The organism is Microbacterium sp. 2MCAF23 (assembly GCF_052115565.1).
Lineage (GTDB): Bacteria > Actinomycetota > Actinomycetes > Actinomycetales > Microbacteriaceae > Microbacterium.
On the sequence record NZ_JBFRGY010000003.1, the window covers coordinates 252221 to 267431 of the forward strand.

Sequence of the window (15211 nt, forward strand, 5' to 3'; positions counted from 1 at the left end):
CTCAGCTCATGTCGTCGGCCCGTGCGCTCTCGGCGACGACCGGGCGGTCGCGCCGGGTCCGGCGTGCGCGCACGATCGCCCAGACGATGAGCGCGACGACGAGCGCGAGTGCCAGCCACGGCAGGAGGAAGCCGAGCGCGATCACGAGGGCGTTCAGGGAGATGATGAGACCCTTCCAGCCGGCTGCGAGACCATCGCCGAAACCGGCGGGGTCGGCCGCCGCGGGAGCCTCGCGCACCAGCGTCACCTGTACGGAGGACATCGCCACCTGCGACTCGAGATCCTTCAGCTGCTGCTGGGCCGACTGCAGCTGGGTCTGACGGTCGGTGAGCGCGGTCTCGGCGGTGAGCAGGTCCGCCACCGAGGTCGCCTGCGACATCAGCTGGGTCAGGCGCGTGACGGAAGCAGTCAGCGAATCGATCTGGGCGCGCAAGTCGGTGGTCGCGGTGGTCACGTCGTTCGTGCTCACCGAGGTCGCCAGCACCGTGCCCTGCGTCCGCAGTGCGTCCATCACCGCATCGAGGTCCGCGGCCGGCACGCGCAGAGTCACCCAGCCGTCTCCTGTGGCTGGCGGAGCGATCCCGCCATCGGTCGGCACAGGTGCCTGCGCGGAGCCGATCTGCTGGCTCTCCACGAAGCCGCCGTGTTTCTTCGCGAGAGCGGCCAGCGCATCGGCCGCCTTGCGCACGTCGTCGACCTGGACAGTGGCGGATCCGGTGCGGATGACGTCGCGCGGCGCGTTTGCCGCGGGGGCGGAGCCACCCGCCGCGCCGGACGTGGCGCCCTCCGAGGTCTGCGCCAGATCCTTGGCGGCTCCGGTCAGCGGCTTCGCCCCCGACGACGCGTCATACGGCGCGGACGCGGCGGAACCGGATGATCCCGAGGAGAGGGATCCGGTGGCGTTCAGGATCGCGGGGGTCACCAGAACGCCGACCAGGAACGCGGCGGCGATGCCGCCCGCGGTCAGCCATCCACGGCGGCGAGTGCGGCGACGCGCCGTGGCGGAGCGGGCCTTCCCGGCGTTGCGCTCCTCGGCGATCTGCGCGAAGACGGCCTCCTCGATGCGGTCCACGCTCTCGTCGGACAGCGGAGGCAGCTCGGTCGGGGTGATGGTCATGATGCGGGCTCCGTTTCGGTCACAGCGCCGCGCAGGCGGGTGCGCACGCGGGAGAGACGGTTGCGGACGACGCCATGCCCGACGCCGAGCTCGGCGGCTGCGGCGCGGTAGTCCCAGCCCTCGGTCGCGCAGAGCCGGAAGATCTCCCGGTCCAGCACGCTCATGCCGCCCAGCTCAGCGGCGATGCGGTCGGCGAACTCTGCGGCGATGACCTGCTGCTCGACGTCGATCAGCGCGGGGACCTGCTCGTCCACGCCCGCGGCGGTGTGCGCCGCATCCCGCTGACGCCGGCGCAGCCGGTTGGCCGCCTGGAACCGGCAGATCGTCGCCAGCCACGGCAGCAGCGATTCGCCGGCCAGCTCGAGGCCCGGCAACTTGCGCCAGGCGACGACGAACGCCTCCTGGGTCACGTCCTCGGCATCGCCGGCGTCGCCGAGGATGCCGTAGGCGATCCAGTAGACGGGGCGGACGTACGCGCGGTACAGCGTGCGGAAGGCGGTCTCGCTCCCCGCCGCCGCACGTGCGACGAGCGTTCTGTCGTGTGCGTCGTGTGCCATGCCGGCTCCGTTCGGTGTCTCTCACTGATCAGTGTCGACACCGGCGGAATCGTCTCAGCCCTTGCTCACGATCGGCACATGCGGATCCTTCTGATGCCGCAGCCAGATCGTGGACAGGGCGGGGATGGTCAGCGTCGCCTGCGGGGAGCCGTTCTCGACATCGGCGGCGTACACGAGCCCGAGATTGCCCTGGCCGTGCCCGCCGAACTCGGCGGCGTCGGTGTTCAGGACCTCGGTCCAACCTCCCGCCAGCGGCAGATCGAGCCGCACACCGTGCCGAGTGGAGCCCGCGAAGTTGCTGATCACCGCCAGATGCCCGCCGTGCGCGTCGCGGCGTACGAACGCGACGATGTTCGGATCCCAGTCCGGCGCGCCGATCCGGGTGAACGAGCTGCTGTCGTGATCACGCTCCCACAGCGGCGCGTTCTGCCGGTACGTGCTGTTCAGGGCGCCCACGAACTCCTGCAGCTGACGATGGGACGGCTGATCGAGCAGCCACCAGTCGAGGCCCCGGTCCACGGACCACTCGGAGAGCTGGCCGAACTCCTGGCCCATGAACAGCAGGTTCTTGCCCGGGTGCCCCCACATGTAGCCGAGATACGCGCGCACGTTCGCGAGCTTGGCGGCGTGGTCGCCCGGCATCTTCGAGAGCAGGCTGCCCTTGCCGTGCACGACCTCATCGTGACTGATCGGCAGGATGTAGTTCTCCCCGAACGCATAGACGAACGAGAACGTCATCTCACCCTGATGGTGCGAGCGGTACAGCGGGTCGCGCTCGATGTACACGAGCGAGTCGTTCATCCAGCCCATGTTCCACTTGAACCCGAAGCCGAGGCCGTTGCGGTCGGTGGGCGCGGTCACGCCGGGGAAGCTCGTCGATTCCTCGGCGACCATCACGATCCCGGGATGCTTGCGGTAAGCGGTCGCGTTGACCTCCTGCAGGAACCGGATCGCCTCCAGGTTCTCCCGCCCGCCGTGCACGTTGGGCTCCCACTCGCCGTCGTTGCGGGAGTAGTCCAGGTACAGCATCGAGGCGACCGCGTCCACGCGCAGCCCGTCGGCATGGAACTCGTCCAGCCAGAACAGCGCGTTCGCCACGAGGAAGTTGCGCACCTCGTTGCGGCCGTAGTCGAAGATGAGCGTGCCCCAGTCCCGGTGCTCGCCGCGCCGCGGGTCCGGGTGCTCGTAGACGGGCTCGCCGTCGAAGCGGGCGAGCGCGAAGGCGTCCTTGGGGAAGTGGCCGGGGACCCAGTCGATGATCACGCCGATGCCCGCCTGGTGCAGCCGGTCGATGAGGTACTTCAGATCGTCCGGCTCGCCGTAGCGGTGCGTCGCGGCGTAGTAGCCCGTCACTTGGTAGCCCCAGGAGCCGGTGAACGGATGCTCGGCCACGGGCATGAACTCCACGTGGGTGAATCCGGTCGCGGTGACGTGCTCGATGAGCTCGTCGGCGATGTCGCGGTATCCGAGACCCGGACGCCAGGAACCGAGGTGCAGTTCGTAGACGCTCATCGGCTGTGCGACGGCGTGCGTCGCGGCTCGGCGGGTCATCCAGGCGCCGTCGCCCCAGGAGTACTCGGAGCGGGTGACGATCGAGGCCGTGGCGGGCGGTGTCTCGGCCAGCTGCGCCATCGGATCCGCCTTGAGGATCCAGTCGCCGTGCGGGGTGAGGATCTCGTACTTGTAGTGCGCGCCGACGTCGATGCCGGGAAGGAACAGCTCCCAGACGCCGCTGGAGCCCATCGAGCGCATCGCGTCGAGGCGTCCGTCCCACTTGTTGTGGTCGCCGACGATCCGCACCGCCTTCGCGTGCGGTGCCCACACGGCGAATGCGGTGCCCTGGTCGCCGTCGATGAAGCGCGGGTGCGCACCGAGCGCCTCCCAGAGGCGTTCGTGGCGACCCTCGCGGATGAGGTGCAGATCGAGTTCGCCGATGGTGGGGGCGTGCCGGTAGGGGTCGGCGGAGATCCAGTCGGGACCATCGCCGTAGGTCGCCTTGATCCTGTAGGCGCCGGTGGGGCCGGTCACCTCGCCCTCCCAGATCCCCTCCGCGAGATGCGTGAGGGGAACCTCGACGCCGCCGTCGAGCAGCACCGAGACGCCCTTGGCAAGAGGTCGCAGTGCGCGCACGATCGTGATGCGTCTTCCGCCCGACTCGGGTTGCGGATGCGCTCCGAGCACGGAGTGCGGGTCGTGGTGCGAGCCCGAGGCCACCGCCTCGAGCACAGCCTCATCGATCGCAGTGGTGATCATGGCTGCCCCTTCACATGGAGGATGTGCACCGGCTCCGTGAAGGCGTCCAGGCGCACGAAATTGTGATCCGTCCAGGTCCAGACGGATCCGGTGACGAGGTCCTCGACCTCGTACGCCGTTCCGGGCTCGACACCCCAAGCGAGAGTGTCGAGATGCACGGTGGTCTGCCGCACGGAGTGCGGGTCGACATTGGTGACGACGACGATCGTGTCGCTGGAGCCCGTGCCGGTGAACGGCGCGTCCAGGCGCTTGGAGAACACCAGGACCGCGTCATCGTCGCTCCAGTGCAGCTGCAGGTTGCGCAGCTGACGCAGCGCAGGGTGCGCGCGACGGATCTCGTTGAGCCGGGTGAGGTAAGGGGCGAGCGAACGCTCCTCCGCCTCGGCCTTCGCCCAGTCGCGCAGTTTGTACTCGTACTTCTCGTTGTCGATGTTCTCCTCGGAGCCGGGCCGGGCCACGTTCTCGTACAGCTCGTATCCGGCGTACACGCCGTAGAGCGGAGCGCCGGTCGCGGCGATCGCGGCACGGATCTTGTATGCCGCGCGCCCGCCGAACTGGAGGTACTCGGTGAGGATGTCAGGGGTGTTCACGAACAGGTTCGGACGCATGTAGTCCGCCGTCTCGTGTGAGACCGAGAGCAGGAACTCCTCCAGCTCCGCCTTGGTGTTGCGCCAGGTGAAGTAGCTGTAGCTCTGCTGGAATCCGACGGCGGCGAGACCTCGCATGGGCGCGGGGCGGGTGAACGCCTCGGCGAGGAACACCACATCGGGATGTTTCGTGTTCACGGTGCGGATCAGCCACTCCCAGAACCGCAGCGGCTTGGTGTGCGGGTTGTCCACGCGGAAGATCTTCACGCCCTGCGCGATCCAGTGCTCGACGATGCGCAGCACCTCCGTGTACAGGCCCACCGGATCCCGGTCGAAGTTCAGCGGGTAGATGTCCTGGTACTTCTTCGGGGGGTTCTCCGCGTACGCGATGGTGCCGTCGGGCAACTCCGTGAACCACTCCGGGTGCGCCTTCACCCAGGGGTGGTCGGGGGCCGCCTGCAGCGCGAGGTCGAGGGCGACCTCGAGGCCCAGCGCTTCCGCCTTCTCGACGAACGCGCGGAAATCGGCGAGAGTGCCGAGATTGGGGTGCACGGCGTCGTGTCCGCCCTCTGCGGCGCCGACGGCCCAGGGCGAGCCCGGATCGTCGGGCCCGGCGGTGAGCGAGTTGTTCGGCCCCTTGCGGTTGAGGCGCCCGATCGGGTGGATCGGGGGCAGGTACAGAACGTCGAAGCCCATCGCGGCGACCGCGGGAAGACGCTCGGCGGCGGTGACGAATGTGCCGCTCGCGATCGTGCCGTCGGCCCTGCGTGCGGCGCCCTCGGAACGCGGGAAGAACTCGTACCAGGCTGCGGCCCCGGCGATCGTGCGCTCGACGAGGATCGTCTGCCAGGGCGTCGCCGAGTCCAGGGCGGTGAGCGGACGCTCGGCGAAGAGGGCAGCGAGCTCCGGATCGGTCGCGACGGCGAGAGCCTCCTCGGCGGTCCCGTCGGGGGAGCTCAGCCCCTCCGCGACGGCGGCGAGGCGCTTGCGCTCGGGCTTCGGACGGGACTTGTCCTTCGCCGCGCGCGTCAAGAGCTGCGCCCCGAGCGCGCGCATCACCGCGACGTCCACCCCTGCCGCGATCTTCAGCTCCGCGGCATGCGCCCAGGTGGCGAACTCGTCGGCGAACGCCTCGAAGCGGAACGTCCACGCGTTCGTCTCGTCGAGGGCCACATCGACCTGCCAGCGGTCGGTGCCGTCGCCCCGCGGAGTGAGCCGATGCAGGCTCTCCTGGTGGTTCGGGGTGCGCAGCCGCAGATGCACCCCGATGATGTCGTGGCCCTCGCGGAAGGCCACGACCCGGAAGGGGATCACTTCGCCGGCGAACGCCTTGGGATGGAAGCCCTCAGGGGCCGCGGGGGAGGGATCCGCGAGCGGGATGCGCGTGGTCTGCGCGTCCGCCGCATCGTTGTCGGGCAGGGCGCGCACCGGGATCTGCGCGGTGCTGCGGAGAGCATCGGATGAGGACTGTGCGGCAGATCGTTCGGACACACCCCGAACCTACCGCGCTCCGAGGTCGGAAGAGGTAACGGGCGTGTCACTCCGCGCGGAACAGTCGCATCGACGTGCCCGGGAGCGCGATCACATCGCCCGGACGGTGCACGGTCTCGACCGCCGAGGGACGCTCATCCGCGCTCGACCACAGGGAGACGTAGCGCGTCACGTCCTCGAGGACGGGCAGGCGCACATCGATCGGCGCCTCCGTGCCGTGCACGATCAGCAGGATGCGGTTGAACGCCTCCTTGTCGGGTGTGGAGGCGGCCACGTACTGCAGCGTGCGGTTGCGGGGGTCGTTCCATTGCTCGACCTCCATCGTCTCGCCGTCCTGATCGAACCAGTCCATGACGGATGCGTTCGGGATGTGCTCACCGAGACGGGCGTAGAGCAGAGGGCGCAGCGCCGGATTCTCGTCCCGCAGCCGGGTGAGCAGCGACGCGTGCGCAAGAAGGTCCTGCTGCCACGGCTCGTGCTCCCAGTTCAGCCAGCTGAGCGCCGAGTCCTGGCAGTAGGCGTTGTTGTTGCCGCGCTGGGTGCGCCCGAACTCGTCTCCGGCGGTGAGCATCGGCACCCCGGCGGAGAGCATCAGGGTGCCCAGCAGGTTGCGCATGGCTTTGCGCCGCGCGGCGAGGATGGCCGGGTCGTCGGTGGGTCCCTCCGCGCCGTGGTTGAAGGCGCGGTTCATGTCGGCGCCGTCGTGATTGTTCTCGCCGTTGGCCTCGTTGTGCTTGACGTCGTAGGAAACCAGGTCGTGCAGGGTGAAGCCGTCGTGCGAGGTGACGAAGTTGATGCTGGCGAGCGGGCCGCGCTCGTCACTGAACGTGTTCGCGGATCCGGCGAGGCGGTTCGCGAATCCGCCGATGCCGGTCGGCGCCGAGGCGCGACGGGCGTAGTCGATGTCGCTGAGCCAGAAGTTGCGGACGCGATCCCGGTAGCGGTCGTTCCACTCGCTCCATCCGGTGGGGAAGTTGCCGGTCTGCCAGCCGCCGAGGCCCACGTCCCAGGGCTCGGCGATGATCTTCGCACCGGCGAGGACGGGATCCGTCCTGATCGCCTGCAGCAGCGGATGCTCCGGGGTGTAGGCGTTGCCCTCGTCCCGTCCCAGCGCGGTGGCCAGATCGAAGCGGAACCCGTCGACCTGCATCTCGGTCGTCCAGTAGCGCAGGGAGTCCAGCACCAGGCGGGCCGCCGCGGGCGTCGCGGTGTTCAGGGTGTTGCCGCAGCCCGTGGTGTCGATGTAGCTGCCGTCCGGCTGCTGGCGGTAGTACAGGGCGTTGTCGATGCCGCGCAGGCTCGTGCGCGGACCGCCGATGCCCTCCTCGTTCGTGTGGTTGTACACGACGTCGAGGATCACCTCGATGCCGGCCTCGTGCAGCAGTTTCACCATGCCCTTGAACTCGCGCAGCACGGCTTCCGGGCCGCCCTTGCGCGCCTCCTCGGTCGCGTAGGCCGTGTGCGGCGTGAAGAAGTTCAGGGTGTTGTAACCCCAGTAGTTCGTCAGGCCGCGGTCCAGAAGTCGCGGCTCCGACGCGAACGCCTGCACCGGGAGCAGCTCGACCGCGGTGATGCCGAGCTCGCGGTAGTACTCGATCATCGCGGGGTTCGCGACTCCGGCGTAGGTGCCGTGGAGGGCGGGAGGGACGCCGGGGTGGCGCTTGGTGAGTCCCTTGACGTGGCCCTCGTAGATCACGGTGCGGTCGAGGGGCGTCTTCGGCTTGGCGACGTCGCCCCAGTCGAATCCGTCGGCGATGACGACCGAGCGCCATTCCTCGTAGCCGTCGCCCTGGGCGAGGCCTCGGCCGTACGGGTCGAGCAGCAGCGTCTCGGGGTTGAACGTGTTGCCGGGACTGTGGGCTCCGTCCACGCGCAGGGCGTAACGCGTTCCGGGCTGCAGGAGCTCGGTCGTGATCTCCCAGACGCCTCCCGGCCGGCGCTCGAGCGCGAGCTGAGCGGTCTCCCAGTCCAGGTCGGTCTCATCGAAGATCACGAGCTCGATCGCGGACGCGTTCTGCGACCAGACGCGCAGCGTGGCGGTCCCGTCGTGGAGGCGGACGCCGAGGTCGTCCAGGGACGGGCTGCACAGGGAGCAGCTGTCGCCGTCGGGTGCCGGCGTCTCGTCCTCTATTGCATGCGGACACATGAGGGACAGAATACGCGGCACCAGCCGGTCGGGATGCCACCGCGTTCCGCGATCCGTGCCACCGAGTCCCGTCCCAGGGCGAGGTGCGAGAGTGGTGGTGTGCATTACCTGGATCATGCGGCCACCACCGACCTGCGGCCCGAGGCCGCTGAGGAGTGGCTGCGCGTCGCCCGTCAGACCGGGAACGCCTCCTCCACTCACGGCGCCGGGCAGCGGGCGCGCCGGATCCTGGAGGAGTCGCGCGAGCGCCTCGCGGCCGCGCTGGAGTGCGATCCGATCGAGGTCGTGCTGACCTCGGGAGGCACGGAGTCGGTCAACCTCGCCGTGCAGGGGCTGTGGCGCTCCCGGCCCGCAGGGCACGAGGCGATCCTGCTCCCGGACGGAGAGCACCACGCGACGCTCGACACCGTCGCCGCACTCGCCGCCGAGGGCGCCAGGGTGACGCCGGTCGCGCTGGACGCGGTGGGGCGGATCCCCGCCGCCGCCTTTGCCTCGGGGCTCGCATCGGACGACGTGGCCCTGGCCACCGCGCTCGTCGCGAACAACGAGGTCGGCACCGTCAATGACGCCGCCGCGCTCGCCGCCTCCGCCGCGTCGGCTCGCGTCCCCCTGCATCTGGACGCGGTCGCGGCCTTCGGACACCTGCCGCTGTCGTTCGTCGCTCTCCGGGGCGACGCGGCGGCGGGCGTGGGGCTCGTGGCGCTCAGCATCGCCGGCCACAAGATCGGCGCACCCACAGGCACGGGGGCGCTCGTCGTCGCCCGGACGGCCCGCCTCGCCCCGCTTCAGCACGGCGGGGGGCAGCAGCGCGGACTGCGCTCCGGCACGCAGGACGTCGCCGGGGCCGCCGCGTTCGCGCTCGCCGCAGAACTCGCCGTCGCCGAGCGGGCCACGGAGGCCGTGCGGCTGGGCGCGTTGCGCGATCGCCTCGTCGCCGGGATCCGCGAGCGGGTGCCTTCCGCCGAGCTGCTCGGGGATCCTGATCCGGCGGGGCGGCTGCCGGGCAACGCACACTTGCTGTTCCCCGGCGCGCCGAGCGAGAGCCTGCTGTTCCTGCTCGACGTGGCCGGGGTGTCGGCATCGGCCGGATCCGCCTGTCAGGCCGGGATCGCCGAGCCCTCGCACGTCGTCCAGGCGCTCGGACGCAGCCAGGTCGAGGCGCGCAGCGTGATCCGGTTCACGCTCGGGCGGACCTCGTCCGACGCCGATGTGGACGCCGTGCTCGCCGCGATCGGCGATGCGTACGAGCGGACCTCCGGCGGCGCCCGCTGACCTGCGGCGCCGATCCTCTCGAAGCGCCTGCCCAGCCATCCGCTCGTACACTGGATCCATGCGTGTTCTGGCGGCGATGAGCGGGGGAGTCGACTCCGCCGTGGCCGCTGCGCGGGCCGTCGAGGCCGGGCACGACGTGGTCGGTGTGCATCTCGCGCTCTCGCGGGCGGGCGGCACCCTGCGCACCGGCAGCCGCGGCTGCTGCACGATCGAGGATGCGATGGACGCCCGTCGTGCCGCGGACCTGCTCGGCATCCCGTTCTACGTCTGGGACTTCTCCGAGCGGTTCCGCGAGGACGTGATCGACGACTTCGTCGCGGAGTACCGGGCCGGTCGCACGCCCAATCCGTGTCTGCGCTGCAACGAGAAGATCAAGTTCGCCGCGCTCCTGGAGCGCGCGATCGAGCTCGGCTTCGACGCCGTGTGCACCGGGCACTACGCCACGCTCGTCGACGGCGAGGAAGGCCTCGAGCTGCATCGAGCTTCGGACGCGGCGAAGGACCAGTCCTACGTGCTGGGCGTGCTGAACGCAGACCAGCTCGCGCACACATACTTCCCGCTCGGATCCACGCCGTCCAAGGCGCTGGTGCGCGCGGAAGCCGCGGAGCGCGGGCTGAGCGTGGCCCAGAAGCCGGACAGTCACGACATCTGCTTCATCCCCGACGGCGACACCCGCGGCTGGCTGGCCGAGAAGGTCGGCGCCGAGCAGGGCGAGATCCTGGACCGGGGCGGCAACGTCGTCGGCAGCCACGACGGCGCGCACGCGTTCACCGTTGGCCAGCGCCGTGGACTGCGCCTCGGTGTGCCTGCTCCCGACGGCAAGCCACGGTTCGTGCTCGAGGTGCGTCCGGTGTCCAACACTGTCGTGGTCGGCCCCAAGGAGGCGCTCGCGATCGCCGAGATCTCGGGGGAGCGGCGTTCGTGGGCGGGAGCCGCGCCCACGACCCAGGAGTTCGTCTGCGAGGTACAGATCCGAGCCCATGCGGATCCGGTTCTCGCGCGCGCCTTCGTCTCGGAGGACGGCGTCCGGGTCGTGCCCGACGCCCCGCTCGACGGCGTCGCGCCCGGTCAGAGCGCCGTGCTGTACGTCGGAACACGGGTGCTCGGCCAGTTCACGATCGATCGCACGGTGTCGGCGGTGCCGGCCGGCGTCTGAGCCCGCTGTCGTCCGAGCCCGCTGTCGTCGCGGACGACCCGGGTTGTCGCCGACGTCATGTCGTGGTCGGCGCGCGCGGGACTCTGTGATGATGGGTGCACTGCCCGACGGAGGAGCCGCCATGACGAGGACGTACATCCGCGATTTCCATGGGGACGATCTGGACCAGATCGTCCGGCTGTGGGGGCAGGTCACGCGCGAGAACGAGTGGCCGATCTACTCGCTCGCCGAGGTGATCGCCTCGTGCCAGCAGGATCACGCCGTCGTCGCGGTGCAGGGTGAGCTGCTCGTGGGTGCCGCCGTCGGCCGCGGCGCGCACGCTCAGGGCTGGATCGTGTTCTTCGGGACGCTCGACGACGCCGGATCCGAGGTGAGCTCGTCACTGCTGCACGCGCTGGAGAGAAAGATGGCGCCGTTGGGCCTGGCGAAGCTCTCGGTGCTCATCCCCGAGGCTGATGGGCTCGGGGCGTTCACCGAGAACGGTTTCCATGTGCACCATTCCGTGCGCTACCTCGAGCGCGCGATGCCCATCCAGCGGCGCGAGATGGACGCTCTCAAAGAGGTCGGCGGACGCATCCTCCCGCCGCATCTGTGGGATCGCGTCGCCGGGATGACGCACGAGAAGACCCTGCTCGAGGAGCGTCTGGTGACTCCGCTGGCTCGACCGGATCTCGCCGAGAGGTTCGGGGTGGTGCCCCCGCGTGCCGTCATGCTGTTCGGCCCTCCGGGGACGGGCAAGACCACGTTCGCCCGAGCGGTGGCCTCCCGGCTGGACTGGCCGTTCGTGGAGCTGTTCCCGTCGCGACTGGCCGATGGCGGCGCGGGTCTCGCCGGGGGTCTGCGCGCCTCGTTCGAGACCATCGACGAGCTCGAGCACGCCGTCGTCTTCATCGACGAGGTCGAGGAGATCGCCTCCCGCCGCGGCGGCACGCCGCCGTCGCCGACGCAGGGGGTGACGAACGAGCTGCTCAAGCTCGTCGCCGACTTCCGCGACCGGGAGGGCCGGATCCTCATCTGTGCGACGAACTTCGTGCGTGCGCTCGATGCGGCGTTCCTCCGGCACGGGCGCTTCGACTACGTGATCCCGATCGGCCTGCCCGATGCCGATGCGCGAAGGGCGATCTGGGCGCGGTACATCCCGGTGGAGTCGGCCGGCGACGTCGATCTGGACCGGCTGGTCGCGGCCAGCGACGGGCTCACGCCCGCCGACATCGAGTACGCCGCACGGCGTGCATCCCAGGAGGCGCTGGCCCGGGCGCTGAGCGATGGTGCGCAGGCATCCGCGCTCGACACCGACGATTACGCGCGGGCTCTCGGGAGCACGAGGGCGACCGTCTCCGCAGACGAGATCGCCGAATTCCGGGCGGACATCGAAGCGATCGCCCGGCTCTGAGGATCCGGTGCGGCCGCCCGCAGATGTCGGCGCCCGCTCGTAGACTTCAGGGGTGTCGGAGAACATCTCGCTGGAAGCCGCTCGTGTCGAGGCCGAGGAGCTGACGACCCGCATCCTGGAGGCGAAGGACGCCTACTACGGGCGCGACACGTCGCTCGTCGACGACGCCACCTACGACGGCTGGATGCACCGGCTCGAGGAGATCGAGCGCGTGCACCCCGAGCTGCAGGGACAGGACTCGCCCACCCAGATGGTGGGTGCGGCCGAGGCGACCGGGCTGCAGACCATCGAGCACGCGGAGCGCATGCTCAGTCTCGACAACGTGTTCTCGCTCGACGAGCTGCGCGAATGGGCGGCCAAGACCCGGGCTGCCGCGGGCCGAGACGTCGCCTGGCTCACCGAGCTCAAGATCGACGGCCTTGCGATCAATCTGCGTTATGAGCACGGCGTGCTCACCTCTGCGGCCACACGCGGCGACGGACGGGTCGGCGAGATCGTGACCGAGAACGCCCTGCGCGTCGCCGGCATCCCCGAGCGGCTGAGCGGATCCGGTCATCCGGCGATCGTGGAGGTGCGCGGCGAGGTCTTCATCCCGGTTGCGGCCTTCGAGCGGCTGAACGCCGCACAGGCCGCCTTCCGGGACCGTGCCTACGCTGAGGCCCTGGAACGGTGGGAGGCGCGCGGCGGCGTCAAGAAGCCGTTCGATGAGGAGAAAGCACGCACAGCGGCGGCTCGGCGCTTCCCGTCGTTCGCGAACCCGCGCAACGCGGCGAGCGGGGGACTGCGCCAGCAGCTGGACAAGAAGGACGGCATGGAGCTCGAGGCGGGGCTGCTCCGCGTCGACTCGCTCGCGCTGTACGTGCACGGCATCGGCGCCTGGCCGGATCCGCCCGTCGCCGCGCAGAGCGAGATCTACGGACTCGTCGCGAGCTGGGGCCTGCCCACGAGCCCGCACACCAAGGTGTGCTCCTCGATCGACGAAGTGGCGGACTTCGTCGCGTACTTCGGCGAGCACCGGCACGACATCGAGCACGAGCTGGACGGCATCGTCGTCAAGGTGGACGAGCTCGACCTCCACGATGAGCTCGGCGCCACGAGCCGCGCACCGCGGTGGGCGATCGCTTACAAGTACCCGCCGGAGGAGGTGCAGACCACGCTGCTCGACATCGTGGTGTCGGTCGGCCGCACCGGCCGCGCCACGCCGTTCGCCGTCATGGCGCCCGCCCACGTCGCCGGCAGCGTCGTCCGCCAGGCCACCCTGCACAACAAGGACGTGGTGAAGGCCAAGGGCGTGCTCATCGGCGACACGGTGGTGCTGCGCAAGGCCGGCGATGTGATCCCCGAGGTGCTCGGCCCGGTGGTTGAGCGGCGGGACGGCTCCGAGCGCGAGTTCGTGATGCCGGAGCGCTGCCCCGAGTGCGGGTCGATCCTGGCTCCGGCCAAGGAGGGCGACATCGATCTGCGGTGCCCGAACACGCGATCGTGCCCCGCGCAGGTGCGCGGCCGCGTCGAGCACATCGGCTCGCGCGGGGCTCTCGACGTCGAGGCGCTCGGCGAGGTCACCGCCGCCGCGCTCACGCAGCCGAGCCACCCTGCGGTGCCGCCGCTCGAGACCGAAGCGGGCCTGTTCACCCTCACGCTCGAGCAGCTCGTGCCCATCGAGGTCGTCGTGCGCGACGCGGAGACGGGACTCCCGAAGGAGGACGAGGACGGGATCGTGAAGACCCGTGCTCCGTTCCGGCGCAACCCCACCGCCGCGGAGAAGAAGGAGGGCGTCAATGCCGCCCAGCCGTCCTCCCAGGCGGTCAAGCTGCTCGCCGAGCTCGAGAAGGCGAAGACCAAGGACCTGTGGCGTCTGCTGGTCGCGCTGAACATCCGCCACGTCGGGCCGGTCGCCGCACGTGCGCTGGCGCAGTGGTTCGGATCCCTGGATGCGATCCGCGCGGCCTCCCGTGAGGAGCTCGCGGCCGTCGAGGGGGTCGGCGGGATCATCGCGGACTCGCTCTTGGACTGGTTCACCGTCGACTGGCACCAGGACATCGTGCAGCGCTGGGCCGACGCGGGTGTGCAATGGGCGACGCCGGGACATCCTGGACCCGGGGCCGCGGCCGCGGAGGGCGGTGTGCTCGAAGGTCTCACCATCGTCGCGACAGGATCCCTCGACGGCTACACCCGTGAGGGGGCGCAGGAGGCGATCATCAAGGCCGGGGGCAAGGCCGCGTCGAGCGTCTCGAAGAAGACCGACTTCGTGGCCGCGGGACCCGGCGCCGGCTCCAAGCTCGCCAAGGCGGAGGAGCTCGGACTGCGGATCCTCGACGCGGCGCAGTTCCACCTGCTCGTGACGGAGGGGCCGGACGCGCTCGATTGACGGTGCGTTCGCGGCGGAATTCCGCGGATTTACGCGGTTCGGCTCTTCCATAGTTCGAACATAATTGCTAGACTCGGAGGATGGAACCCGCCCTCGACGCACTGTACGAGGAGCCGGCTGTTGCCGATGCTCCTCCGGTGGTCGTGGTGGACGAGACCTTCATCGCCGCGCGGATCCTGGATGGGTTGCAGGAGGATGATGTCGAGCTGAATCAGCGGGCGGTGCGGCGTGCGGAGCGGGTCGTGGAGGTCGTGGATCTGGCTCGCCGGCACCCTGAGATCTATACGGTCGGCGACGGCGCTCAGGATGCGGATCATGCGCGGCGGTCGGTGTTCTTCGATGTGGCGGTGCGGTTGCAGATCTCGGAGAACGAGGCCCGCTCGCTGGAGTGCACCGCGTCGACCGCTGCCGAGTATCTGCCGTTGTTGTGGGAGCACGCCCGGGACGGGTTCGTGTCCCTGCGGTTCGTGGAGGCCGCCGTCTCGGCGGTGTTGCGGTTGCGGGCTCCGGCCGGCGCGGATGCGTCCGCGCGGGCATACGCGAACGACGCGATTGCTCTGATCGACCAGACTGCGTCGAGGTGGGCGCTGCGCCTGCCGGTGAGCACGTTCCGGCGCCGGGTGACGGTCCTCGCCGACCGGTTGGATCCGACCCCGGCGGAGCATAGGCATGCCCGCGGGATGGTGGATCGGCGGGTGGTCGTGGACGACGCCGGCGACGGGATGTCCTGGCTGACGGCGCTGATCCCGACGGTGAAGACCACGGCGATCAAACGACGCCTCACCTCGACCGCGAAACACCTCCAGAAGGACCGCCGGGAGGGCCGCACGAGGGATCAGGTTCGTGCGGACTTGCTGTGCGATTGGCTGCT

The 15211-nt window shown here is 70.0% G+C and carries 10 protein-coding genes; 5 read left to right on the top strand and 5 right to left on the bottom strand.

The window, feature by feature from the left end:
- Position 1 precedes the first annotated feature (1 nt).
- The 5 genes from AB4078_RS04615 to glgX form a co-directional block, all read right to left on the bottom strand.
- Positions 2–1117 (bottom strand): DUF4349 domain-containing protein, encoded by a 1116-nt coding sequence (locus AB4078_RS04615; protein ID WP_441976139.1) that lies wholly within the window; start codon positions 1115–1117, stop codon positions 2–4.
- Complete coding sequence (locus AB4078_RS04620; RefSeq protein WP_441976140.1) at positions 1114–1674, bottom strand: RNA polymerase sigma factor; 561 nt, start codon at positions 1672–1674, stop codon at positions 1114–1116. Before AB4078_RS04620 ends, AB4078_RS04615 begins: the two co-directional genes overlap by 4 nt.
- A 54-nt stretch (positions 1675–1728) precedes the next feature.
- Complete coding sequence (glgB, locus tag AB4078_RS04625) at positions 1729–3927, bottom strand: 1,4-alpha-glucan branching protein GlgB (RefSeq protein WP_441976141.1); 2199 nt, start codon at positions 3925–3927, stop codon at positions 1729–1731.
- A complete protein-coding gene (locus AB4078_RS04630) occupies positions 3924–5942 on the bottom strand; it encodes an alpha-1,4-glucan--maltose-1-phosphate maltosyltransferase (RefSeq protein WP_441976154.1) in 2019 nt (672 codons plus the stop codon). The genes glgB and AB4078_RS04630 overlap by 4 nt, the downstream gene beginning before the upstream one ends.
- A 109-nt stretch (positions 5943–6051) precedes the next feature.
- Positions 6052–8151 carry a glycogen debranching protein GlgX gene (gene glgX, locus AB4078_RS04635; RefSeq protein WP_441976142.1) on the bottom strand — a complete coding sequence of 700 codons (2100 nt, stop codon included), beginning with the start codon at positions 8149–8151 and terminating at the stop codon, positions 6052–6054.
- A gap of 99 nt (positions 8152–8250) precedes the next feature.
- Here glgX and AB4078_RS04640 point away from each other — a divergent pair, with 99 nt between their 5' ends.
- The 5 genes from AB4078_RS04640 to AB4078_RS04660 form a co-directional block, all read left to right on the top strand.
- Positions 8251–9423 (top strand): cysteine desulfurase family protein, encoded by a 1173-nt coding sequence (locus tag AB4078_RS04640; RefSeq protein WP_441976143.1) that lies wholly within the window; start codon positions 8251–8253, stop codon positions 9421–9423.
- Positions 9424–9481: 58 nt separating this feature from the next.
- The gene (gene mnmA / locus AB4078_RS04645; protein WP_441976144.1) at positions 9482–10579 is read left to right on the top strand and encodes a tRNA 2-thiouridine(34) synthase MnmA; all 1098 of its coding nucleotides are present in this window, start codon (positions 9482–9484) and stop codon (positions 10577–10579) included.
- A gap of 121 nt (positions 10580–10700) precedes the next feature.
- Complete coding sequence (locus AB4078_RS04650; RefSeq protein WP_441976145.1) at positions 10701–11972, top strand: ATP-binding protein; 1272 nt, start codon at positions 10701–10703, stop codon at positions 11970–11972.
- 52 nt (positions 11973–12024) lie between these two features.
- Entirely contained in the window at positions 12025–14340 is a 2316-nt protein-coding gene (gene ligA / locus AB4078_RS04655; protein ID WP_441976146.1) for an NAD-dependent DNA ligase LigA, read from the top strand.
- An 80-nt stretch (positions 14341–14420) separates the two neighbouring features.
- A partial coding sequence (locus tag AB4078_RS04660) for a DUF222 domain-containing protein (protein ID WP_441976147.1) occupies positions 14421–15211 on the top strand: 791 nt, incomplete at its 3' end.